Below are 23,645 nucleotides of genomic sequence, written 5' to 3'. Positions count from 1 at the left end.
TCACTTGGGCTTGGCCGTGAGCTTCCCCTCGCGCGGCAGGTAGTACGGCGGCCAGTCGACGATGGCGTCCTCGTCGTTCTTCTTGATGGTCTCCCAGTTGTCGGTCGTCAGCCAGGACTGGTCGAGTTTCTCCATGAGCGGCGCCATCGGGAGGTGCCGGTTGACGACCCACGCGAGCTCCTGGGTCTTCTGCATCGCTTCCTCGCCGGTCAGCCCGGCCAGTTCCTTCACTTCGGATTCGAGGTTGACGGTCCGCTTCGAGCCGTTCGGCTGGCCGAGCGGCGAGACCTCGACCTCGCGCGGGAACTTCAGGATGGTCCGCGAACGGAAGCCGTTCAGCAGCTTGTTGAGGGTGAAGTACGGGTAGACCTTCCCGTCAGCCCAGCCGAGGCCGGCGACCGTGTAGTTCTGGTTGCCGTAGATGTCGCCCCAGTAGGACTGGCTCGGGTTGAGCGAGGCTTCGATGCCGAAGTCGTTCAGGTCCTGGACGATGGACTGGCCACCGGCCGTCCAGTCGTTCCAGCCCGCCGGAATCTTGTACGGGAACTTCAGCGTCTTGCCCTTGGCGTCGACCCAGGTCCCGTTGTTCTTCTCGAAGCCTGCCTCACGCAGGAGCGACGCGGCCTTGTCCGTGTTCGGCTCGTACTTGTCGAACTTCGAGAGGCTGTCACCGAGCCAGTTCTTGTAGCTGCCGTTGAAGTTGCCCGGGAGGCCACTCGGGACCTCGACCGGCACGTGCATCTTCGAGCCCGCGCTCTGTGCGAGCTTCTGGCGGTCGATGACGTACTGGATCGCGCGCTTGACGTTCTGCTGGCTGTAGTGCTCGTGCTCGTGGTTGAACATGATGCCCATCCCCCAGTTGGCGGGCATCGGAATCTCGCGGACGTGGTCGCCGTAGGACTCCGCGATGTTGCTGGGCGTGAACACGTTGTCGATCCCGTCGACCGTGTCGGTGCGCAGTGCCTGCCACTGCTTCTGGTTGGACTGGAGGTAGTTCCACTTCATCCGCGGGAAGTTGATGTTGTCCGCGTCAGGGTGGTCCGTGAAGCGCTCGGCGACGACCTCCTGGTTCTCCGCCCGGACGAGTTTGAACGGCCCGCTGCCGTTCGGCTCGTCGATGGTGAGCTCGGTCAGGCCGGGTGCCTCGCCGTCCGACTCGTAGGCGTCGAGGAACTCCTCGAACGTGTCGCGGGGCGTGTCGAGTGCGATGGGCTTGAGCGAGTAGAGGAAGACCTCGGAGGAGACGGAGCGCTGGAGGCCGAGTTCGAGGGTCGAGTCGTCGACGACCGAGACGTCCTCGGCGTTGACGATGTTCCCGATGGCTGCGCCGTCGTAGATTTCGAGCTTCAGCTTGAACGCAACGTCTTCGGCGGTGATCTCGTTGCCGTTGTGCCAGTGGTAGCCATCGCGGACGGAGAGCGTGACCGTCTCGCTCCCGATGTCCCACGATTCGAGGATACCCGGCATGAACTTGCTCGTCGCCTCGTTGACGTAGAGCAGGTTCTCGAACAGCGCCAGTGCGATGCGCTCGGGGTACTTCTGGCCGTACGGGTTGAACTGCATGTCCTTCGGGACGTCAGCCGTCGCGGTGACGAACGTCCGGTCGGTCATCGGCAGTTCGTCTTTCGAGGTCTGGGTCCCGGTACCGCCACCCCCACCCCCACCGCCGTTGTTATCGTCGCCGGCGGTGGTGGCAGTGTCCTTGTTCGAGCCGGCGCAGCCGGCGAGGCCGGCAGCGCCCGCCGCCCCTGCAGCTTGCAGGAAACGACGTCGAGTCTTTCGCAGGTTTCGTTCGCTTTCGTCCGTGTGGTGTTCGGACATACCTCGACCAAAAACCGGCAGGTATGTATGTATTTTCGATGATGTTTTAGATGTAGTGGCCCAATAAATAATTACGTTGACATAATTGCGAACCGGGTTCAACGGACGAATCTGGGCGCTGTCGGGGCCAGCGCGAGAGAATAGCGTGGTTCAGGGCTCGTAAAACTCTGTTCCTCGTCGAATCGCGATGCCAAGCCCGGCGAGTGTGGCCAGGATTATCCCGAACGAGGCGAGCGAGATGGCGCGTTCGGCCGTTCCAGGCTCGGTGAACTGGTACCCGATCGCCAGGAGCACGAGAAGGATGGTATCGAGCGCGAAGAGTATCGAGAGGAAGTTCTGGCGCATGCTTCCACCCGAGAGAGCCACGCTCAAAAGCATATCGGCGCGGGTGTCCACGACACGCTGATTCAGTCCAGTTCTGACTCGATAAAACATATATCTTACATTTTTTGTTTCTGTCGCAAACTCCCCCACTGAGACCGTACCGATAAGCCATCAGAACGAGTGTGTGCCCTCATGGAACATCTTCACGATGCCGCAGCACTCCGCGAGTCGATGCGAGCCCGCGAGCCCGTCGTCGGTGGCTGGGTCTCTATCGGTCACCCGGCGGTCGCCGAGATAACCGCAGATGCAGCCCTGGACTTCGTCACTATCGACATGGAGCACGCGTCGATGAGCATCGAGACCGTCGAGAACCTCGTGCGCGCGGTTTCGGTCACGCCCGGTGAGACGGTCCCGCTGGTTCGCCCACCCTCGGCCGACCAGGTCGCGATCAAGCGCGTTCTCGACACCGGTGCCGGTGGGTTGCTCGTCCCGCGGGTCGACACGCCCGCCGAGGCAGCACAGGTCGTAGAGGCCTCGACGTATCCGCCTGCGGGCATGCGCGGGACCGGTGCTGGGCGGGCCTCGAACTACGGTCGGACGCTTCCGGCATACATCGACGCCGCGGACGAGGCGCTGACGCGGATAATCCAGGTCGAGACCCGCGACGCTGTCGACAACGCCACCGAGATCGCCGCCGTCGACGGCGTCGATGCCCTGTTCGTCGGCCCGGCGGACCTCTCGGCGGCACTGGACTGCCACCTCGACTTCTCGGCTTCCGAGTTCGAGGATGCGGTCGGAACGGTTCTCGACGCCGCCGAAGCCGAGGGCGTCCCTGTCGGTGTGTTCGCGACTGCTCCCGACCAGCTTGAGGAGTGGCTCGACTCCGGGTTCGACTTCGCTATCGTCGGCTACGATGCGAAGTTCCTGCGGGAGGCGACCGACGAACTGGTCGCCGCGTTCGAGGCGGGAATCGGCGGCTCCAGCGAAGCCCGGTAGGTCCCGCTCCCACCCGGAGATAACTCGGTGGTATGACTCGATGATAATACTTTTCGTCACCGTCACGCAACTGCTCCTATGGCGTTCACGGACGAGATACGAGCGGAGGCCGACGCGTGCTGGGAGGCCATGGTCGAGCACCCGATGGTCGTGCGACTCGGTGACGGCAGCCTCGACGAGGAGCCGTTCCGGTACTGGGTCAGACAGGATTACGTCTATCTGGTCGAGTACAGTCGACTGTTCGCGTTGGGGGCCGCGAAGGCACCCGACCTGGACACGATGGGGACGTTCGCACAGCTCCTCGATTCCACGGTCAACACGGAGATGGACCTGCACCGGTCCTACGCCGCCGAGTTCGGCATCGACGAGGCAGAACTCGCGGCGACCCGCCCGTCGCCCACGACCCGGGCCTACACCGACTTCCTGGTTCGGACGGCCTCGCACGGCACCTTCGGCGACCTCGTTGCGGCGCTGCTCCCGTGCATGTGGGGCTTCAACGAGACTGGAAAACGACTCGCGGCGCAGGGCACGCCCGACCACGAACAGTACGCTGCGTGGGTCGAGATGTACGCCGGCGAGGAGTTCAGCGAACTCACCGAGTGGTGCAAGGACCTGCTGGACCAGGTGGCCGCGGACGGGACGGAGACCGACCACGCCCGATACCGTGACCTGTTCCGGACCTCCGCACAGTACGAGTACCTCTTCTGGGAGGCGGCGTGGACCGAGGAGGAGTGGCCGCTATGACTGGCGAGTTCGAGCAGTACGCCGCGGCCCGGGACGAACCGCGGTTCACCGACTGGCTTCGAGAGCGGACGGGGGCGGACTGGCAGGCAGCGACCGAGCATCGCTTCACCCGTGAACTCGGTGCCGACGATGTCGACGATGCGACCTTCGAGCGCTACCTCCTGCAGGACTACGCCTTCGTCGAGACGCTGGTCGGGACGTTCGGTCACGCCGTCGGGCAGGCTCCGACGATGGCGGCGAAATCGCGGCTCACCGACTTCCTGGGGAGCCTGACCGACGAGGAGAACGACTACTTCGAGCGGTCGTTCGAGGCACTGGGGGTCACCGAATCCGAGTACGAGAACCCCGACCTGCTCCCGCCGACGCGAGCCTTCGTGGACCTGCTCGGCCGCGCCGCCGCGCAGGGAGACTACGCCGAGACCCTGGCCGTGCTCGTGCCCGCAGAGTGGGTGTACCTGGCGTGGGCGACCGCGGTCGCTGACCAGGAGCAGTCCCGGTTCTACCTCGCGGAGTGGGTCGACCTGCACGCGACGCCCGCGTTCGAGTCGTTCGTCGATTGGCTCCGGTCGGAACTCGACCGGGTCGGGGCCGAGGCTGCACCCCGACGACAGGAACGACTCGCCCGCCTGTTCCGCCGGACGGTCGAACTCGAGGTCGCGTTCTTCGATGCGGCCTACGGTGAATCCGAGGCGGTCGCAGGGGGTGAGACGCGTTGGTGAGCACTGCGCTCGCGCTCTCGCTCACGGTCGCGACGCTCGTCGTCTTCACCGCCCTGGGGCTCTGGCACTCGCGCGGCCGCGTCGGCTCGGTGGAGGACCTCATCACGGCCCGGAACTCCGCGGGGGGACGGCGGACGACCGCGACGCTGGTCGCGTCGGTCATGGGTGTCTGGATACTGTTCTCAGCTCCGGAAGCCGGTGCAGGATTCGGCATCGCCGCGGTCGTCGGCTACGCCATCGGCGAGGCGGTCCCGATGCTCGTGTACTCGAAACTCGGCCCGCGCATCCGCCAGCTCATCCCGGACGGGCACTCGCTCACCGAGTACGCCCACGCCCGGTACGGGGACACCATGTACGGGTTCGTCGTGCTCGTGAGTGCGCTCTACATGTTCATTTTCCTCGCCGCCGAGTTGACCGGTATCGCGGGCGCGCTCGCCCTGGTCGCCGGGGTTCCCCAGTGGCAGACCGCCGTCCTCGTGGGTGGGTTCGTGCTGCTCTACACCGGATACGGTGGCCTCCGGGCGAGCCTGTTCACCGACACGGTGCAGGCGCTGCTGGTCCTGCCCCTGCTCCTGTTGACGTTCGGTGGCGCAATCGTCGCCCTCGGTGGCCCCGGACAGGTGTACGAGGGCGTACAGACCGCCAGCCCGACGCTGCTGGACGCCGGCTTTGCCGCCGGCCTGCAGTTCGGCGTCGCGCTCTCCTTTGCTATCCTCGGTGCGGAACTGCTCAACCAGACCTGGTGGCAACGAATCTACGCCGGGAAGGACAGCGAGACCGTCGCCAGCAGCTTCAGACGGGCGAGCCTCCTCAATGGCGGCCTCGTCTTCTTCGCCGCACTCTTCGGTATCATCGCGGTCGGAAACGCCGACGTGGTCACGGACATCACGAGTTCGGGCTACAACGCGGACGTGGCGTTCTTCGTCCTCCTGCAGAGCGCCTTCCCCGAGTGGCTCGTCCTCGCGGTCGTCCTGCTCGCGCTGTTGCTCGTCATGAGCTCCGTGGACACGCTGTTCAACGCGCTGTCGAGCCTCGTGACGGCCGACCTCGCCCGCCTCCTCTCCGGTCCGAGCGACCACCAGCTCGCCCTCGGCTCGCGGGCCTTCACCGTGGTCGTCGCGGTCGCGGCCATCTACGTCAGCCTCCGGGCGCAGAGTGTCCTTCGACTGTTCTTCCTCGCGGACCTGCTCGGGGCTGCGGTCGCGTTCCCACTCGTGTACGGACTCTATTCGGAGCGAATCACCGGCCCGGGCGCGCTCGTGAGTAGTCTCGGTGGCCTCGCGGTCGGGCTCGCGTACTTCCCGGACCTTCGGGGGTACATCACGTCTATTCCGGTCGTCGGCGACCTGTTGCCTGCGGCGGACCCGCTGTACCTCACCTCCTTCGCTGGCGCGTTCCTGGTCTCTGCGGGGCTGGCGCTCGTCGCGGCCCGCGTCGCAGACGCTGACTTCGATTTCGACCGGCTCGCCCGGGAGATTCGGCGGCTCGACGAGCCGATGGCAGACGGGGGGCGCGAGCAGGAGGAGTGAGAGCGGCCGTATTGGCCCTGGCGAAACTGTCTTGTCGTCGGTCCGAGACGGTCGACCCGGATGGACCTGGTGTTCCTCGGACGGCTGGTGGTCGGGTACGGGTTCGGTCTCGCGCTCCTCTACGGCGGGGTGTTGCAGACGCGCCGGGCGGCCAGACGCCAGTTCGACAAGCTCACCTTCGGGTCGTTCCGACACGTCTTCGGCCCGCTGGGGCTGACCGACAACGACGAGATACTCCGTGTCTTCTGGCTCGCCGGTGGTCCGCTGTGCTCGCTGGTCGGCACCGCGTATCTGGTCGGGATCACCTGGTTGCTCCTGCCCTGACCGAGAGCTGCTTCGAGTCGACAGCCCAGACCCGGACGGTGGGTCCCCCCGGTGCTTGCTCCTTCAACCCACGGTTTTTCTCTCCCTCGCAAACGAAACACAGTATGTCTCTTACATCAGAACGGCTGGAGCCACTGGACCGAACGCCCCTCGCGGGGAAGACCTGCGTCGTCACCGGTTCGTCGCGCGGTATCGGTCGGAAGATCGCGCTCGAACTCGCCCGCTGTGGGGGCGATATCGTGGTCAACTACAACTCGTCCGAGGAGCGTGCGACGGAGGTCACCGAGCTCATCGAGGCGAACGAGGGAACCGCGATGGCTGTCGGTGCGGACGTCTCTGACCCCGAGCAGGTCGAACTGATGGCAGACGAAGTCCACGACGAGTTCGGCCAGATCGATGTCCTGGTCAACAACGCCGGAATCACGCGGGACCGGACCTTCGAGGAGATGACCTACGAGGACTGGAATCAGGTCATGGGGGTCAACCTCAACGGCGCGTTCAACTGCACGAAGGCGTTCTACGACGACATCAAGGCCGCCGATGGAGGTCGGCTCATCAACATCTCGAGCGTCGTCGGCCAGCAGGGGAACTACGGGCAGGCGAACTACGCGACCTCGAAGGGCGGACTCATCGCGTTCACGCGCACCATCGCGTTAGAACTCGCCCGGAGCGATTCGACGGCGAACTGCGTCGCCCCTGGGTTCACCGAGACGGACATGTTGGGGGAGGTCCCGGAGCGGGTCCGGGAGAAGATTCGCGCGAAGATACCCCTCGACCGGTTCGCCGACCCGGAGGACATCGTCGGTCTCGTCCGGTTCCTGGCCAGCGAGCAGTCGAGCTACATGACCGGGCAGGTGCTCGGGGTCAACGGCGGGATGGAGTGGTAAGCGACTGATTTCGGGGTTTCGGTCATCCGAGCTCGACGACCCGCTCTGTCCACGCCCGAAGCCGACGTAGTGCCGCACGCTCGTTTCGCGACACCGGGTCGTCGCTTCCGAGTTCGTCGCTCTCGAAGGCGTTCAGGACCGCCACGGTCGCCCGGTCACAGTAGCTCGTCAACCGCCCGGTCGCGTCGGCCTCGGCCTGCAACGCGATGGTCGCGTCGTTGACGAAGACGGCCGTGGGGTCTGCTGGCGCGGCGTCGACCAGTTCGTAGGCACGTGTTGCGTTCTCCTCGGCCAGCTGCATCGCTCCCATCTCGGAGTCGCTGTCTGCCCGGGGCGCGTGGGCCTCCAGCACGCCGTGCCAGGCCGCGTCCGGAACCCTGGTGAACTGCGAGAGCCGCCCCCCGAGGAGCACCCCATCGCGCTCGACCTCGGGCGCGAACTCCAGCACGACGACGCCCTCTGCCCCGTGCTCGCCAATCCAGGCGTCGAGTGCCTGTGCCGTGAGCCGGGTCTTCCCACTGTTCGAGGGACCCACGATGAGCGTCGAGCCCGACAGCGGGAACGGCAGGTCGGGCATCAGTCGAGCGATTCCTGTGCGGCTGGCTCGCGGCTGCCCCAGTCCCGGACGAACAGCGCCAGCAACCCGAGGGTCGCCACGCCGAGCACCGCGGCGAAGATGACCACGAACAGCGTGATGGGGTCACCGAGACCCGCAGCGACCTGTCCCCGAAGGAACGACCCGGCCGTGACGGTGGTGACACCGATGAGGACGAGTCCCGCGACGTTCGCGGCGACGGAGTTCGTCTCCGACACCGTCTCGGTGTCGTTGAGCAGGAACAGGACGAGCGCGATGGCGAAGGGCGTCCCGACCAGCCCGAAGGCCAGCACCAGCACCAGCAGCGGGAAGAACGCGCCGCCGAGGAAGACGCCGCCGATACCCACGAGCGCAGTCACGACGATGGCGGCCCGGTACCGCGAGTCGGACACGTCGGTCTCCCAGCCGAGCTTGTCGGCCATCAGGTACGGGGGGACGGTCGTGTTCCCGCCGAGCGTGGAGATGGCCGCGCCCCAGAGTCCAAGCAGGAACAGCCACTTGGCGTTCTCGCCCACCAGCGGGCCGAGGGCCTGGGCGGCCGCGGTCGCTGTCAAGCCGTCCGCGGAGACTGCTCCTGCGGAGTGCAGGACGCCTGCAGCCACGAGGAAGATGGCGAGGCTGTAGACGCCGAAGGCGACGAGCATCGATGCCCCGATGTCGGTGACCGCGAGGTCGTACTCGTCTCTGGTCCACTGCTTGGCGCGCATCGTGTAGGACTGCATGGTGATGAGGGTGATGTGGACCGCGCCGCCGAGGATGCCCGCGGCGGCGAGCGCGCCGCTGGTCCCCGCGGGAATCTGTGGGACGAGCCCCGTCGCTGCCGCCCCGAGGTCGACCGGGACGACGACGAGTGAGGCTACGAACGCGAGCACCACGAGCGAGACGAGTACCTTCGCGCCCATCTCGGCGATACGGTAGCCACCGCCGGCGAGCCCGACCGCGAGGACGACACCCCAGACGACCGCCCAGACCACGTTGCTGACACCGGTGATGGTCGCGCTCACGTCGGCGACCGTCTTCATGATGACCAGCTGTGCCAGGCCGGAGGCGAGGACCGCGTCGCCGACGAGCAGCCACGCCCATCTCGAGCCGAGCCGGTCCTCGACGACGGAGACGATGCCCGCCTCGGTCAGCAACCCGAGCCGCATCGCGAGGAACTGCGCCGTCGCCCCGAGCAGCGCCGACAGCAGGACGATCCAGAGGAGGGTGTAGCCGTAGCCAGCACCGGCCGTGAGCAGGCTGGCCATGGTGGCCGGACCGGCCGCGATGGCACCCGCGAGCCAGGTCGGGCCCATCCTGGAGAGCAGTGCGTCGAATCGGCCCCCGGAGTCACTCGTCGCCATCTCAGACACACCCCGGGAACTCTTCGCCAGTGATGTGCAGGCTGTCGACCCACTCGGGCGGCTCCTCGTCGGTGAACCGTGAGCGACCTCGCATGTACGCGAGGATGAACGCGCGCCGCCAGTCGTCGGTCGTGTTCGGCGCGGTGTAGTGGGGCAACAGGCAGTGCTGGAACAACACGTCGCCGGGCTCCATCGGGAGCGCCACGGTGTCTTCGGGGCCGTACTGTCTCCCCGTCAGCGTGATATCGGTGTCGTACTCCAGTGCCTCGTGTTCGATGAGACCGTCCGTGTGCGCGCCGGGTACGACCTGCATGCAGCCGTTCTCCGTCGTCGCCTCGTCGAGGGCGATCCACACCGTGACGTGGTCCATCGGGTGGATGGGATAGTACGCCGCGTCCTGGTGGAACTTCTTCTCGCTGCCGACCCGGGGCGGCTTCAACATCGCCGCGCTCCGCAGGAGTTTGAGGTTCGGGCCCTGGAGCTGCTGGACCACCGAGACGATACCGTCGTCCTCGGCGAGGTCTGAGAACGCGTCGTCTTCGCGCACCATCCCGAGCCCCTCGAACTTCCGGACCGGCGCGGCCTCTCCACCAGTGTCCCCGGGGAGCGAGTCCGCCTTCGGTTCGAGCATCCGACTGAACTCCCGTTCCGCACGGTACCCCTCGACGTACTCCTGGAGCCGTCGCTTCGTTCGCTCGACGACCGACTCGTCGAGCAGTCCGTCTACCACCACGTACCCCTCGCGCTGGTAGTGGGCGAAGTCGCTGTCTGTGAGCTGCATACCACTTGGTTTTATTGCTAAGTAATAAAGTGGTTGGTTGCTGGTCTGTCTCCCGTCCTGCAACCGCTGAAAGCTGTCGAAAAAGGAGATTTCCTGCTCGCTGAGGGTTCTACGACCTTTTGCTTCACCGACGCCTACCTACGGGTATGCCAGCAGTTCGTTCCCGGATGGCCGCCCGATACCGGTCGCTGACGACGATGGAATCGGTCGCGGTATTGCTCGTTCTGGTCACGGCGCTCGTCCACCTGTACGAAGGGGTCGAGGACCTGGGAGAGGGGGTGCTCGGCGTCATGTTCATCCTCGCCGGACTCGGGTTCCTGGGTGCTATCGTGCTCTTCTTCCTCGACTACCCCCGGCTACCGCTGTACATCGTCGGTATCTTCTACACCGGCCTGCAGTTCGTACTGTACTTCGTCCTCCGGTGGCCGAACGTCTACGACACCCTCGGCCTGTTCGACAAGATCGTCCAGCTCGTGCTCATGCTGGTCCTCGTCGAACTGTTCCGGAGCGAGCGCGCGAAGTCCGAAGGGGACTCGCCAGAAACGCCCGCGAGCGACGGCACGATGACGGAGGATTGACACGCCAGTCCCAGACTTACGTCCCTCCCAAATCCTGTGAGAACCCAAGTCTCTATCCGCGATGAGCGACCTATACAGGATATAGGATGGTCTACGTGAGTATTATCGGCTGTGGTAACATGGGGAGCGCCCTCGCAGAGGGCCTCTCGAAGGCTGGCGGGTATTCCGTGACAGCCTGCGACCTCGACCCCGACGCTCGTGAGCGCGTCGCGGACTACTGTGAAGAGACGACCGACGACCCCGCGGCGGCGACTGCTGGTGCGGACATCGTCGTCGTCGCCGTGAAACCAGACATCGTCGGCCCGGTGCTCGATTCTATCGACCTCTCGCCCGAGCAGACGCTGGTCTCCTTTGCGGCCGGCGTCCGCCGGGAGTACGTCCAGGCGCGGACCGACGCCACGGTCGTTCGGGTCATGCCGAACATCGCCGCCGCCTACGGCGACATGGCGGCAGCCGCCGTCGCCGAGGACCTGTCGGACGAGGTCCGGGCGATGCTGGGCGCTGTCGGCTCGTTCGTCGAGGTCGACGAGTCCCTGATGGACATCGCGACCGCGGTCAACGGCAGTGGCCCGGCGTTCGTCTTCTATCTTCTCGAAGCGATGAAGGACGCCGGCATCGAGAGCGGTCTCAACCCGGAGCAGGCCGAGGTGCTCGCCGCCCAGACGTTCAAAGGGGCGGGTGAGATCGTCCTGCAGGACGACCGGAGCGTCGACGAACTCATCGACGCGGTCTGTTCGCCCAACGGGACGACCATCGAGGGCATGAAGGTGCTCAGAGCCAGCGACGCGGACACCGCCGTCATGGACGCGGTGGAGGCCGCCCGCAAACGCTCGGTCGAACTCGCGGAGGAGTTCAGGGATGACTGAGGCGATAGACAGCACCCCGGTCGACGACGACGCCGTCTCGGCGGTGCGAAAGCAGGCCGCCGCGGCGGAGCGGGTCATCGTCAAGGCGGGGACGAACTCGCTGACCGACGACGACTCCAACCTCGACGACTCGAAGCTCGACAAGCTCGTCGACGACATCTACGACCTCCGCAAGCGCGGCAAGGAGGTGCTTCTGGTCTCCTCGGGGGCCATCGGGGCCGGGGCCGGGCGGCTCGGCCGGACGGACCGGACCGTCGAAGAGAAGCAGGCCCTCTCGACGGTCGGCCAGAGCCACCTCATGCGGCGGTACACCGAGAGCTTCGAGCGGTACGACCTGACCATCGCCCAGATTCTCATCACCCAGCAGGACCTCGACAACCCGGAGCGGTTCACCAACTTCCGGAACACCATCGAGACGCTGCTGGATTGGGGTATCGTCCCCATCATCAACGAGAACGACGCCGTCGCCACCGAGGAGATCCAGATCGGTGACAACGACATGATCTCGGCGTCCATCGCAATCGGCGTCGACGTCGACCTGCTGGTGACCCTCACCGACGTCCCGGGCGTCTACACCGGCAACCCGAAGCACGACCCCGAGGCGGAACGTATTCCGGCCGTCGGCGAGAACTACGACGTGGTGCAGGACATCATCGCGAAGAGCGCGACCGATGGGTTCGGCGGTATCCGGACCAAGGTCGAAGGCGCACGCGACGTGAGCGAACACGGCATCCCCGCCATCATCGCGGAATCGACCGAACCCGCCGTCCTCGAACGCATCGCGAACGCGGAGTCGGTCGGGACCATCTTCCTTCCCATCAACGGTGACCACGATGACTGAGAACGACACACTCGCACAGGTGCAGGAGGCACAGACCGCGTCGCTCGAACTGGCGAAGCTGTCCGACGAGACGCGAAGCGAGGCGCTGCGAGCCATCGCAGACGCCATCGACGCCCGCCACCAGGAGATTCTCGAGGCGAACGAGAAGGACGTCGAGGCGGCCGAGGAGATGCTCGCGAAGGGCGAGTATACCCAGGCGCTGGTCGACCGGCTGAAGCTCTCGGACTCGAAGCTCGACAGCATCGCCGAGATGGTCAGAAGCGTCGCGAACCAGGACGACCCGCTCGGGAAGACCCTGAGTTCGCGCGAACTCGACGACGGTCTGGAACTCTACAAGCTTTCAGTCCCGATCGGCGTCATCGGGACCGTCTTCGAGTCCCGCCCCGACGCCCTGGTGCAGATTGCCGCGCTCAGCCTGAAATCGGGCAACGCGGTGATGCTCAAGGGCGGCAGCGAGGCGAAGCACTCCAACCGCGTGCTGTACGACATTATCCGCGAGGCGACCGCGGACCAGCCTACCGGCTGGGCACAGCTCATCGAGGCGCGCGAGGACGTCGACCGCATGCTGGAGATGGACGAGTACATCGACCTGCTGATGCCCCGCGGCAGCTCGCGGTTCGTGGAGTACATCCAGGACAACACCTCGATTCCCGTGCTGGGCCACACCGAGGGCGTGTGTCACGTCTTCGTCGACCGCGAGGCCGACCTCGACATGGCCTCGGACATCGCCTACGACGCGAAGTGCCAGTACCCTGCGGTGTGCAACGCGGTCGAGACACTGCTCGTCCATCAGGACGTGGCCGCCGACTTCCTGCCCGAGATGGTTGCCCGGTACGAGGAGGCCGGTGTCGAGGTTCGCGGCGACGAGCGCACCCGCGAACTCGTCGACGTCGAGGAGGCCACCGAGGAGGACTGGTCGACCGAGTACGGTGACCTCGTGCTCTCCATCCGCGTCGTGGACTCGCTCTCGGACGCCATCGACCACATCACGACCTACAGCTCGAAACACACCGAGTCCATCGTCACCGAGGATTCCGAACGGGCGGCCCGGTTCATGCGGAGCCTCGACTCGGCGAGCGTCTTCCACAACGCTTCGACCCGGTTCGCCGACGGCTACCGGTACGGCCTGGGCGCCGAGGTCGGCATCAGCACCGGGAAGACCCACGCCCGCGGCCCGGTCGGGCTCGAAGGCCTGACGACCTACAAGTACCACCTCGAAGGCGACGGCCACATCGTCGGCGACTACGCCGGCGAGATTGCGAAGCCGTACACGCATCGCGAGTTCGAGGGCGCGTGGCAGCCCGGGAAGCTGTCCGACGAGTAAGCGAGAGAACGGCGACTTCAGTTTTCCCGATTCAATTCAGGTTCGTGGGCTTCATCGTCTCAGCATCACTTTCGTCGGGTTCGACAGGCAGCATCGGCTGCCCTCCTCGAAGCTGCGGTCGAATCCAGTCGTGGGTGTTCACGGTTCCCTCCTCTACCGGGTCGCCGTCCTCGTCCACGACGGCGATACCGTCGTTTCGAAGCTGACTCACGGACACCTGTTCGCCGTACTCCCGGATGTTCCCGTAGGCGATGAACCGCCCGTCCTCGCCGTTGGCGGTCAATCCGACTGCCCCGAGTGCGCCGATGACGCCGTCGCCGGTGCCGCCATACTCGTCGAGGAACACGCCGGCAGCCTCGGCCACCTCGTATGCTTGGGCCTTCTCTACCACAGAGTCTTGGGCGCGGTGGCCCCAGTCGGTCACTTCGTCGGGAACGTCACCCGCCGGAGCCACGCAGAGGCCGGGGTCGGCCACGTCGGCCATGATCTCCTCGAGGAACATCCCGGCGTCGTCGACGATCCGGTCGATGGGTGGCGCATCCGCCTCGAACACCAGGCACGCCGCGCTGTTGTGGGTGGTGTAGGGAACGCGGGGGTCGACCAGGAACTGCTGGCGAACACTGCCGACCCAGTCGAGACCGTGGTCGTCGGCTAGCTGGGCACCGAGCATTCGGCTTACCCGTCCGGTCCCGTGGTCGCTGTCGATGGCGTCGGTGTCGTCGATTCCGACCAGGAGTCGCATTGGACCGTATCGACGCCGAATAGTTTTAGTCGTTGTGTGACACTCGTTGTATCTATGACGGAACAACGTTCGCGTCGTCGCCTCCTCCAGGGACTCGGCGCGCTGGCTGTGGGAGGGAGTACGGCACTGGCTGGCTGCAGCACGACCTCGGAAGCACCGGAAACCGGGGCGAACCCGACCGATACGTCTGCTGGAGGCGGCACGGACACGACGGGCGGTGGCGACTCGGAGAAGTCGGGCGAACAGACGGTGACGGACGCCGTCGGTCGGACCGTGACGGTTCCCGCCGACGTCGAGCGGGTCGTCGGGCTCGGCTCGGGGGCGCTCCGGTTCGTCGTCTACGCGGGTGGCGTCGAGCGGGTCGTCGGGGTCGAACAACTGGAGACCTCGAACGCGGACCGGCCCTTCCGGCCGTACACGCTGGCGAACATGCAGCTCACCGAGTTGCCGACCGTCGGTACCCGGAAGAGCCCGGACCTCGAACGTGTGCTCCAGACCGACCCAGACGTGGTCATCGCGGGCTACGCGAGCAAGTCCGACGCGAACACGATGCAGGACCAGCTCGGCGTCCCCGTCGTCTCCATCAAGCCGGGTGGGCTGACCGAGGAACTCGAAAGTTCCTTCTTCGGGTCGCTCGACCTCCTGGGCACCATCCTGGGAACCGAGGACCGTGTCGCAGAACTCCGAACCTTCGTCGAGGACACGCTGGCCGATCTGGAATCACGAGCCGGGGGAATCGAGACGAAGCCGCAGGGTTACGTGGGCTACCTCGGTCGCGGCAAGCATGGGCTCACCTTCACCCAGCCGAGCTACGTCCCGTTCACCTTCGGCGGCGTTACGAACGTCGCGGCCGGGGCGACCGGGAGTGGTGACGGTGGCGGCGGTGGGGGAGACGGAGGCGGTGGGGGCGGTGGTGGCGGCGGTGGTGGTGGAGGCGGCGGAGGCGGCGGTGGTGGCGGCGGTGGCGGCAAGGGAGCCTCCCGCATCGAGATCGACCCCGAGACGCTCATCAAGTGGGACCCCGAGGTGCTGTTCGTCGACCTCGGCACTGAGACGTACGAGGCGCTCGACGCGCCCGAGTACCAGGACGTCACAGCCATCGCGAACGACGACGTCTACGCCGTCATGCCGACCCGTGACTACGGGACGAACTTCGGGACGGTCATTGCCGACGCCTACGCGGTGGGCGCGGCCGCCAACCCCGACGCCTACGACGTGGACCCCGTCGCGAAGGCCGACGAGATATACGAGGCCTTCGTCGGCGAAGGTGTTTATGAAGGAGTTGTCGACGCCTACGGTCGCGGTTACGGACCGATGAACTAACCGTGACCCAATCCGACGTATCGGGCGTGACGGACACGCAATCGGACGCCGCGCAACCTGCGGACCAATCGCTCGGGAGCGATGCGGTCGCCGCGTACGAGCGCCACGTCCGCCAGAAGGTCCTCGTCGTCGGTGGGCTCGTCGGGCTGTTGCTGGTGCTCGCGACCTATGCGCTCCTGACGGGGCCGATTTCCATCCCACTTCGGTCGCTGCCTGCCATCCTGCTCGGGCAGACGGGCGGCCGGGGCGCGACCGTCATCTGGAACATCCGGCTCCCCCGCATCGTGGCCGCGGTCGGGGCGGGCTTCGGGCTCGCGGTCGCGGGAACCGTCCTCCAGAGCCTGCTCCGGAACCCGCTGGCTTCTCCGTACACCCTCGGTATCTCGCAGGCGGCCGCGTTCGGGGCTGCGGTCGCCATCGTCGTCTTGGGAGACGGGTCGTCGACGACCAGTTCGGCGTTCGACTGGGTGCCCTACCTGACGACCCTGAGCGCCTTCGCAAGCGCACTGCTGTCGACGGTCGCCATCCTGCTCGTCGCGCGTCTCAAGCGGGCCACGCCCGAGACGCTCGTGCTCACGGGCATCGCGCTCGGGGCGTTCTTCGCGGCCGGCACCTCGGCGCTGGAGTACTTCGCGACCAACGTCCAGCTCGCGGCGCTCATCGCCTGGAAGTTCGGGACCGTCTCCGGCGCGACCTGGGACGGGAATCTAGTCCTGTGGGTCGTGGTAACCGTGGCGAGCCTCTACTTCGTCCGCCGGGCGTGGGCCTACGAGGTGCTCGACGCCGGCGACGACACGGCGCGCTCGCTCGGGGTGAACGTCACCCGGATCCGACTCGTCGGGATGATCGTCGCCTCGCTGGTGACCGCGGTCGTGGTCTCGCTGTTCGGCGTCATCGGCTTCGTCGGCCTCGTCGTCCCGCACATCGTGCGACGGGTCATCGGCGGCGACGAACGCTTTCTCGTCGTCGCTTCCAGCGTGGCTGGCGGGGTGCTCTTGCTCGCCTCGGATATCGTCGCGCGAGCCATCATCGCCCCGGTCGTCCTCCCCGTGGGCATCGTCACGGCCTTCGTCGGCGTGCCACTGTTCCTCTACCTCATCGTGAACGGGAGGGAGTACTGGTGATTCACCTCGATGCGGTCACGGTCGGCTACGACGACCCGGTCGTCTCGGACGTGTCGTTCTCGGTCGACCGTGGCGAGTGTGTAGCCCTGCTGGGTCCAAACGGCGTCGGGAAGTCAACCTTGCTCCGGTCGATTCTCGGGCTGCGTGACCCGCTCTCGGGGACCATCACCGTCGATGGAGACGATGTGACGGGACTCGAACGAGGCACCATCGCGAGCCGGCTGGGCTACGTCCCGCAGTCCGAATCCGGGGGACTTCCCTCGACGGTGTTCGAGACGGTACTGACGGGCCGAAAACCCCACACCTCGTGGCGGCCGACCGAGGCAGACCGCGAGGTCGTCGGCGACGTGTTGGCACAGGTCGGCATCACCGACCTCGCGATGCGGTCGCTGTCGGACCTCTCCGGAGGACAGCGCCAGCAGGTCCGGCTGGCCCGGGCGCTCGCACAGGAACCGGATGGGCTCGTCCTCGACGAACCGACGAGCAGCCTCGACCTGCGTCACCAGCTCGACGTGCTCGAGCACGTGCGTGAACTGACCGACGATGGGCTGGCCGTCGTCTTCGCGCTGCACGACCTCGAACTCGCGGTCCGCTATGCCGATACGCTGGTGTTCCTCGCGGACGGCGAGGTCGTCGAAGTCGGTGGTCCGGACATCGTGTCCGCCGACCTCGTGAGCGAGGTGTACGGTATCGAGGCGCGCGTGGTGGAGGTCGACGGACACACGGTTGTCATCCCCGGGGCGTAGCCGTCCCTGTGGCACGAGGGTGTGTCGCACACCACCCGGTCGTTTATTATCGGTGAAACGACTGTTCTAGTATGACGCTCCTGTCGGTCTCCGTCTCGTCGCATCCGGCGTCTCTCGGAGCCATCGCCAGCCGGACAGACGGCGTGGAACTCAAGCTCGACTGGGAGCACGTCGACGCACTCCTCTCGGATAAACCGGTGTCGGAACATTGTCGCGAGCAGGGTGTGGGCACCGACTTGATTCGCAGCATCCACCTTCCGCCTGGGACGAACCGCCGGCACGGCATGGCCATCGCGCCCGGCAACACCGGCACCATCACCGACTTCATCCATCGAGGGCTGGGCGAGGCTGTCGACCCCGAATGGCTGACCGTCCATACGGTGCGGCGGTTCGACTACCGCGAGCAGGTCGAGCGATTCGCCACCGTCACCGACCTCACCGGCTTCCCGATTGCGGTCGAGAACACGCCCGACGCGTCGTACTTCCACGCCCCCGAGGAACTCGCGTTCGTGGCGATGCTGACCGACCAGGTGGACCGCCTAGCAGACACGTACCTGCTCGTGGACACGGCCCACGTCGATACGGACAGATGCCAGGCCGCGGTCGACGAGGCGGTCATCGTCGATGTTCTCGACAGGGCCCCGTCGGAACTGGCCGCCGGCGTCAAGGATGACCTTCGTCAGTTCGTCGCAGGGAACCTGTCCGGGCTCGAGGGAACGGTGCCGGCGAGTGACCCCTGGGCACCCGTCCTGACGACGCTCTACGCGACCGGTGGCGAGCGGGTCCGTGCGGTCCATCTGAACCACCCGGTCGACGACGGCCTGCCGAAGACCGGCCACGACGCCGAAGACGGGCTCGACCACGTACTGGCCTTCTGCCGCGAACACGACATCGCGGTCGTCCTCGAACCCGGTCGGGCCTCGATCGAAGAGATCGTGACCGTGGTCGAGGACCTGCGCGAGCGGGCCTGAGTACCGGTGCGGCCCCGCTCAGTCCCGGCGGTCTTCCCAGACCGACACCGCCCGGCGGACCAGTTCGGGATGCGGGTCGACCTCTTTCCTTCCTGCCGCGACGGTCTCGAACGCGTCGCCGATGTCACGGCCCCGGTGGAGCGCCATCGCCGTCGCTGCGACGGCCGCGCTACGCGAGGACCCCCACGAACAGTGGACGAGGACGCGCTCGCCAGCCTGGAGCAGTTCAATCGCCTCTGTGACGGCCTGCTCGAACGCTTCGCGGTCGTTCCTGGGGCCGTCCATCATCGGGAGGTGTCGATGGTCGAGCCCGGATGGGATGTCACCGTCCGGCGACTCGTGGGTCACGGAGACGACCGCGGTGATGTCGTTCGCCTGTAGCTGCGCCCGGTCACTGGCCGCCTCGATTCCACTCACGAACAGGTCGTCGGAGACTTCGTCCATGACTGGTCTCATTCCTCCCGCCGCTCGACCCGCGCCAGCACCGGCTCCGCGGGCTGTAGCGTCATCTGTGGGTCGACCTCGACCGCGTCGTCGTCGACGTCGAGCGAATACCGCTGGCCGACCGTGGCGAGGACGGCCTTCATCTCCAGGCGGGCGAAATGCCGCCCGATGCAGATCCGCGGGCCGGCACCGAACGGGACGTAGGCGTACCCGCGCCCCCGTGGTGTCGTGTCCGCCCAGCGGTCCGGGTCGAACGTCCACGGGTCGTCGTAGAACCGCGAATCGTGGTGCACGTTCCAGACGGAGAGCAGGACGTCGGAACCCTCCGGAACGACGTAGTCACCGACCTCGGCCGGCTCCCGCATCACCCGGGGAATCGCGTGGACCGGTGGGTAGAGCCGCAGCGTCTCGTGGATGATCCTGTCGAGGTACTCCATCTCCTGCAACTCCGCGAGGGTGGGCTTGCCGTCGACGACCTCGTCGAGCTCGGCGTGGAACCGCGCCGCAACCTCGGGATGGGCAGCGAGCTGGTGTAGCGCGTACGTCATCGCGAGGGCGGTGGTCTCGTGGCCGGCGAAGATCATCCCGACGACCTGGTCGAGCACCTCGGTCTCGTCGAAGCCCGAGTCCGGGTCGTCGCGCAGCGCCGCAAGCCGCGAGAGGAGGCTTTCTTCGCCGTCACCGTCACCGGAGTTCTCGAGGATGCGTCGCGCCCGGTCGCGGAGTTCCTGTTCACCCCGGTGGAAGCCTCGCCGGGCTGGGGTCGGCACCCAGTTCGGAAGCGCCCAGGTGGCGGGTTCGAACCAGAGGTTGAGGGCGTAGGCGGTCTCGGCGAGGTCGTCGGCCTCTGCCTCCGAGAGCGACTGCCCGAGGACGACCTCGAACAGGTTGTGCAGGGCGAGGGATTTCATCTCCTCGTCGATGCGGACCGACTCACCCGGGGGCCAGCCATCGACCCGGTCCGCCGTGATGTCGACCATGGTCTCGGCGTACTCGTGGATACGGGTGGGGCTGAAGAACGGCTCCATCGCGTGGCGCTGTCGTCGCCACTGGTCGCCCTCCACCGCGAGCAGTGCATCGCCGAAGGCGACCTGGAAGTCGTCGAGTTTCGCGAACGCCTCACGGTTCGTCAGACTCGTCTCGATGTGGTCCGGGTGGGCGAGGACGTAGACGTCTCGGCCCGGGAATCGCATCTGGAACGCGTCGCCGGTCGAGGCGACCGACCGTTCGATGAACCCGAACGGGTCCCTGGCGAAGGAGGCAGCGTGGCCGACCAGCGGGAGGCCCGATGGGGCGGGCGGGGTACGACCCTGTGTCATTCGTTCCCCCGGTTAGCGCGTATCGACAAAACAGTTCTTCTCCGTCGACAGGTCATCGATGGCGCGGTCGTCGGCCCTCACCCAGCCACGGGCTGCACGCGTTCCCGGGCGACCCGCCCGAGCAGCAGGAGGATGGGGACGAACAGCACGCCGGCGACGAGGAACGGCGTCCAGTAGGCGACCGCGACGTACAGCAAGCCTGCAAGCGCGGGCCCGAACGTCCGGGCGAGGCTGCCAGCCGACTGTGTGAGGCCGAACGCGCCGCCCTGCTCATCCGACCCGGTGTTCAGCGAGACGAGCGCGTTCAGGGAGACGTTCGTGAGGGCGTTGCCGAACGCGAGCGGGGTGGAGACCGCGGTTAGGGCGACTGCGCCCGACTCGACCGGCCCCAGCGCGGGGAACACGGTCGAGGTCACGGCGAAGGGAACGAGCGGGAGCGTCACGACCTGGATACCGGTGCCCGCGAGTGCGAGTCGGTACTCGCCGAAGCGCTCGGTCAGCGGGCCGACCAGCCCGCCCTGCACGATGGCGATGAGGACGCCGATGTAGGTGAGCAAGACGGCGTTCTCAGCCGTCCCGTAGTCGAGTTTGTCGTTCGTGAGGAAGATGAACTGGCTCTCGAACGCCGAGAAGGCGAAGCTGGCGAGGAAGAACGCGATGACGAGCGAGCCGATGTCCGGCGAGGTGACCGCGTCGTAGAGTTGGCGAAGGCGAGAGCCGCCTCCGGCCGCAGTCGTGGGCTCGCGCCGGGGCGGCTCGGGGAGGACGACCGCGGCGAGGGCGAGGTTGGCTGCGGTCAGCACGGCCGCGGTGAACGACGGCATCGTGAACTCCGTGACGGGGATGGCGGCCGGCAGTACGTCACGGAAGAGCGCCAGGGCTGCCCCGCTGGAGACGACGCCGGAGATAGCCGGCCCGAAGACGAACCCGAGGCCGAAGGCTGCCCCGAGGATGCCGAGCCCCTTCGCGCGGTCCTCCGGCGGCGTGATGTCCGCCATGTAGGCGTTCGCGGTCGCGATGTTGCCACCCATCGCCCCGGCGAGTGCGCGGGCGACGAAGAGCACGATGAGGCCGTTCGTCGCACCCAGTACCGGGCCGAGTTCGCCCGCGACGCCGAAGAGGGTCCACGCGAGGACGCTCCCGAACAGCGAGATGAGGAGGACCGGACGGCGACCACGCTCGTCAGAGAGGCGGCCGAGGATGGGCGCACCGGCGAACTGGAACAGGGAGTAGGTCGCGATGAGCAGGCTCCCGGTGAACTCGTTCGCGCCGAACGCCTTCGCGTAGAGCGGGATGACGGGGATGAGGATGCCGAACCCGAGCAGGTCGATGAAGATGACGAGGAAGAGCGTGCCGACGACCCGCCGTCGGTTCATGCCAGCGATGGTCGACTGGTCGTCCTCGTCTGCCATATCCGTCGATTCGAGGCCGGGTACCTAACCGTTCTCACTTGGGTGTCGCCGGCACCTTCGCCGCAGCCCACCGGTCTCCTCAGTGGGATGTGGAACACCGTTACGCTGCCAGAACCCCATTATCGGGTGTGAACAGCCGTGTCGACGCTCAGTGACCCCGACCCGGTCGCACGGACCGTCCTCGAACAGCGGTGCCTCCGCCGTGACGACCGGGGGAAGGTGGCCGAGACGCCTGGCGAACTCCTCGACCGCGTCTCGAAGACCATCGCGAGCGTCGAAGCGCGCTACGGGAACGACCCGGAGGTCGTAGCCGACGAGTTCGCGGCGATGCTCGACGCGCTCGAATTCCTGCCGAACTCGCCGGTCCTGATGAACGCTGGTACCCAGCGCGGCCAGCTCGCGGCCTGCTTCGTCCTCCCGGTCGAGGACTCGCTCGACTCCATCTTCACCGCCGTGAAGGACGCCGCGCTCATCCACCAGAGCGGGGGTGGCACCGGGTTCTCGTTCTCGAAGCTCCGGCCACAGGGTGACGTGGTCAAGGAGACCGGTGGCGTCGCCAGCGGCCCGGTGAGCTTCATCCGCATCTTCGACGTTGCGACCGAGCAGGTGAAACAGGGTGGTCGCCGCCGCGGGGCGAACATGGGTGTACTTGCGGCCTCCCACCCGGACATCGAGGCGTTCGTCACCGCGAAGGCCGAGGAGGGCATCCTCAGAAATTTCAACCTCTCCGTCGCGACCGACGAGCGGTTCTGGGACGCGCTGGAACGGGGTGAGGAGTTCGACCTCCGCAACCCGCGGAACCGCGCGGTCGTCGACCACATCGACCCCGACGCGTTGCTGGACGACATCGCGGCCGCTGCCTGGGCCGCGGGCGACCCCGGTCTCGTCTTCATGGATACCGTCAACGCCGCGAACCCGACGCCCGAACTGGGGCGCATCGAGGCGACGAACCCCTGCGGAGAGACGCCGCTCCTGCCCTACGAGGCCTGCGTGCTCGGGTCGGTCAACCTCGCGCGGATGACCCGTGACGGGGCCGTGGACTGGGACCGGTTGGCCAGAACGGTCCGCCTCGGCGTCCGATTCCTCGACGACACCATCGATGCCTGCGAGTTCCCGCTGTCCGAGATCGAGGATATCGTCTCCCGCAACCGGAAGATCGGGCTGGGCGTGATGGGCTTTCACGACCTGCTCGTCGACCTGGGTATCCCGTACGACTCCGCGGATGCGGTCGCGACGGCCGAGGACGTGATGAGCTTCGTCTCGGAGACCGCCTGGGACGCGTCGGCCACACTCGCTGACGAGCGCGGGCAGTTCCCCAACTTCTCCCGGTCGGTGCTGGACCGGCCGGTCCGCAACGCGACCACGACCGCGATTGCACCCACTGGAACCATCTCACTCATCGCTGGCTGCACCTCGGGTATCGAGCCCATCTACGCCGTGAACTACGAGAAACACGTCCTCGGCGGGCTGGATATACTGAACGCCCGGTTCGTGCGGCTCGCGAAGGAGCACGGCTTCTACTCGGAGTCGCTCCTGCAGTCGCTCCGGGAGCAGACCTCGATTCAGGACGTCGAGGCGATACCCGGGGAGGTCCGGGAACTCTTCCAGACTGCCCACGACGTCCCGGGGATGCGCCACCTCGAGATCCAGGCCGCCTTCCAGCAGCACACCGACAACGCGGTGAGCAAGACCGTGAACCTGCCCGAGAATGCCACACCCGAAGACGTCCGTGACCTCTACGAGCAGGCCCGCGAACTCGGTGTGAAGGGTATCACCGTCTTCCGGAGCGGCTCACGGCGCGAGCAGGTCCTCGGTGGCGACCCCCTGAAGGAGGAGTGCGTCTCCGAGTGCGTCGAGTTCGCGTGAGAATCTCAAGGACGGCGATTTGAGGC

24 protein-coding genes are annotated in these 23,645 nt (G+C 66.5%); 15 read left to right on the top strand and 9 right to left on the bottom strand.

Annotated elements, in window-relative coordinates; genetic code table 11:
* Positions 1-1,821 carry an ABC transporter substrate-binding protein gene (locus N6C22_RS19780; protein ID WP_261652932.1) on the bottom strand — a complete coding sequence of 607 codons (1,821 nt, stop codon included), beginning with the start codon at positions 1,819-1,821 and terminating at the stop codon, positions 1-3.
* A 150-nt stretch (positions 1,822-1,971) separates the two neighbouring features.
* Entirely contained in the window at positions 1,972-2,166 is a 195-nt protein-coding gene (locus N6C22_RS19775; protein WP_261652931.1) for a hypothetical protein, read from the bottom strand.
* A gap of 171 nt (positions 2,167-2,337) precedes the next feature.
* On the opposite strand from N6C22_RS19775, the gene N6C22_RS19770 reads away from it, so the two are divergent.
* From N6C22_RS19770 to N6C22_RS19745, 6 genes are all read left to right on the top strand, one after another.
* The gene (locus N6C22_RS19770; RefSeq protein ID WP_261652930.1) at positions 2,338-3,141 is read left to right on the top strand and encodes an HpcH/HpaI aldolase/citrate lyase family protein; all 804 of its coding nucleotides are present in this window, start codon (positions 2,338-2,340) and stop codon (positions 3,139-3,141) included.
* 78 nt (positions 3,142-3,219) lie between these two features.
* Positions 3,220-3,885, top strand: a complete 666-nt coding sequence (gene tenA, locus N6C22_RS19765) for a thiaminase II (protein ID WP_261652929.1) — start codon at positions 3,220-3,222, stop codon at positions 3,883-3,885.
* Entirely contained in the window at positions 3,882-4,604 is a 723-nt protein-coding gene (locus N6C22_RS19760) for a TenA family protein (RefSeq protein WP_261652928.1), read from the top strand. Before tenA ends, N6C22_RS19760 begins: the two co-directional genes overlap by 4 nt.
* Positions 4,598-6,133, top strand: coding sequence for a sodium:proline symporter (locus N6C22_RS19755; RefSeq protein WP_261652927.1), 1,536 nt, complete (start codon positions 4,598-4,600; stop codon positions 6,131-6,133). The genes N6C22_RS19760 and N6C22_RS19755 overlap by 7 nt, the downstream gene beginning before the upstream one ends.
* A gap of 60 nt (positions 6,134-6,193) precedes the next feature.
* A complete protein-coding gene (locus tag N6C22_RS19750; protein ID WP_261652926.1) occupies positions 6,194-6,457 on the top strand; it encodes a hypothetical protein in 264 nt (87 codons plus the stop codon).
* Between the two features lie 104 nt (positions 6,458-6,561).
* Positions 6,562-7,344, top strand: coding sequence for a beta-ketoacyl-ACP reductase (locus N6C22_RS19745; protein ID WP_261652925.1), 783 nt, complete (start codon positions 6,562-6,564; stop codon positions 7,342-7,344).
* A gap of 22 nt (positions 7,345-7,366) precedes the next feature.
* On the opposite strand, the gene N6C22_RS19740 is transcribed toward N6C22_RS19745, so the two are convergent.
* The 3 genes from N6C22_RS19740 to N6C22_RS19730 are packed head-to-tail and all read right to left on the bottom strand — an operon-like array spanning position 7,367 to position 10,063.
* On the bottom strand, positions 7,367-7,921 hold the full coding sequence (locus N6C22_RS19740) for a hypothetical protein (RefSeq protein WP_261652924.1): 555 nt from the start codon (positions 7,919-7,921) through the stop codon (positions 7,367-7,369).
* On the bottom strand, positions 7,921-9,282 hold the full coding sequence (locus tag N6C22_RS19735; RefSeq protein WP_261652923.1) for an NRAMP family divalent metal transporter: 1,362 nt from the start codon (positions 9,280-9,282) through the stop codon (positions 7,921-7,923). Before N6C22_RS19735 ends, N6C22_RS19740 begins: the two co-directional genes overlap by 1 nt.
* A 1-nt stretch (position 9,283) precedes the next feature.
* Positions 9,284-10,063, bottom strand: a complete 780-nt coding sequence (locus N6C22_RS19730; RefSeq protein WP_261652922.1) for a phytanoyl-CoA dioxygenase family protein — start codon at positions 10,061-10,063, stop codon at positions 9,284-9,286.
* Between the two features lie 146 nt (positions 10,064-10,209).
* Here N6C22_RS19730 and N6C22_RS19725 point away from each other — a divergent pair, with 146 nt between their 5' ends.
* From N6C22_RS19725 to N6C22_RS19710, 4 genes are all read left to right on the top strand, one after another.
* Positions 10,210-10,641 (top strand): hypothetical protein, encoded by a 432-nt coding sequence (locus N6C22_RS19725; RefSeq protein ID WP_261652921.1) that lies wholly within the window; start codon positions 10,210-10,212, stop codon positions 10,639-10,641.
* 86 nt (positions 10,642-10,727) lie between these two features.
* Positions 10,728-11,507, top strand: a complete 780-nt coding sequence (gene proC, locus N6C22_RS19720) for a pyrroline-5-carboxylate reductase (RefSeq protein ID WP_261652920.1) — start codon at positions 10,728-10,730, stop codon at positions 11,505-11,507.
* Positions 11,500-12,348: a glutamate 5-kinase gene (gene proB / locus N6C22_RS19715; protein WP_261652919.1), complete on the top strand. Its 849-nt coding sequence runs from the start codon at positions 11,500-11,502 to the stop codon at positions 12,346-12,348. Before proC ends, proB begins: the two co-directional genes overlap by 8 nt.
* Positions 12,341-13,672, top strand: coding sequence for a glutamate-5-semialdehyde dehydrogenase (locus N6C22_RS19710; protein ID WP_261652918.1), 1,332 nt, complete (start codon positions 12,341-12,343; stop codon positions 13,670-13,672). The genes proB and N6C22_RS19710 overlap by 8 nt, the downstream gene beginning before the upstream one ends.
* 31 nt (positions 13,673-13,703) lie before the next feature.
* On the opposite strand, the gene N6C22_RS19705 is transcribed toward N6C22_RS19710, so the two are convergent.
* Positions 13,704-14,414: a hypothetical protein gene (locus N6C22_RS19705; RefSeq protein ID WP_261652917.1), complete on the bottom strand. Its 711-nt coding sequence runs from the start codon at positions 14,412-14,414 to the stop codon at positions 13,704-13,706.
* Positions 14,415-14,468: 54 nt separating this feature from the next.
* Here N6C22_RS19705 and N6C22_RS19700 point away from each other — a divergent pair, with 54 nt between their 5' ends.
* The 4 genes from N6C22_RS19700 (at position 14,469) to N6C22_RS19685 (ending at position 18,578) form a co-directional block, all read left to right on the top strand.
* Positions 14,469-15,737, top strand: a complete 1,269-nt coding sequence (locus N6C22_RS19700) for an ABC transporter substrate-binding protein (RefSeq protein WP_261652916.1) — start codon at positions 14,469-14,471, stop codon at positions 15,735-15,737.
* 26 nt (positions 15,738-15,763) lie between these two features.
* Positions 15,764-16,861, top strand: coding sequence for an iron ABC transporter permease (locus tag N6C22_RS19695; protein ID WP_261652915.1), 1,098 nt, complete (start codon positions 15,764-15,766; stop codon positions 16,859-16,861).
* A complete protein-coding gene (locus N6C22_RS19690) occupies positions 16,858-17,607 on the top strand; it encodes an ABC transporter ATP-binding protein (RefSeq protein WP_261652914.1) in 750 nt (249 codons plus the stop codon). Before N6C22_RS19695 ends, N6C22_RS19690 begins: the two co-directional genes overlap by 4 nt.
* Positions 17,608-17,678: 71 nt before the next feature.
* Positions 17,679-18,578, top strand: coding sequence for a hypothetical protein (locus N6C22_RS19685; RefSeq protein ID WP_261652913.1), 900 nt, complete (start codon positions 17,679-17,681; stop codon positions 18,576-18,578).
* A gap of 18 nt (positions 18,579-18,596) precedes the next feature.
* Here the strand turns inward: N6C22_RS19685 and N6C22_RS19680 are convergent, their stop codons facing one another.
* The 3 genes from N6C22_RS19680 to N6C22_RS19670 all read right to left on the bottom strand — a co-directional run bounded on the left by N6C22_RS19680 (position 18,597) and on the right by N6C22_RS19670 (position 21,726).
* A complete protein-coding gene (locus tag N6C22_RS19680; RefSeq protein ID WP_261652912.1) occupies positions 18,597-19,022 on the bottom strand; it encodes a dual specificity protein phosphatase in 426 nt (141 codons plus the stop codon).
* Between the two features lie 8 nt (positions 19,023-19,030).
* On the bottom strand, positions 19,031-20,341 hold the full coding sequence (locus tag N6C22_RS19675) for a cytochrome P450 (RefSeq protein WP_261652911.1): 1,311 nt from the start codon (positions 20,339-20,341) through the stop codon (positions 19,031-19,033).
* A gap of 77 nt (positions 20,342-20,418) precedes the next feature.
* Complete coding sequence (locus tag N6C22_RS19670) at positions 20,419-21,726, bottom strand: MFS transporter (RefSeq protein ID WP_369684459.1); 1,308 nt, start codon at positions 21,724-21,726, stop codon at positions 20,419-20,421.
* Between the two features lie 165 nt (positions 21,727-21,891).
* Between N6C22_RS19670 and N6C22_RS19665 the strand changes: the two genes are divergently transcribed.
* Entirely contained in the window at positions 21,892-23,619 is a 1,728-nt protein-coding gene (locus N6C22_RS19665; protein WP_261652909.1) for an adenosylcobalamin-dependent ribonucleoside-diphosphate reductase, read from the top strand.
* The last annotated feature ends 26 nt before the right edge of the window (positions 23,620-23,645 follow it).

This window comes from Haloarchaeobius sp. HME9146 (assembly GCF_025399835.1).
Classification (GTDB): domain Archaea; phylum Halobacteriota; class Halobacteria; order Halobacteriales; family Natrialbaceae; genus Haloarchaeobius.
The sequence above is the reverse complement of the archived record's forward strand: the minus strand, read 5'-3'. Positions and strand labels throughout refer to the sequence as shown.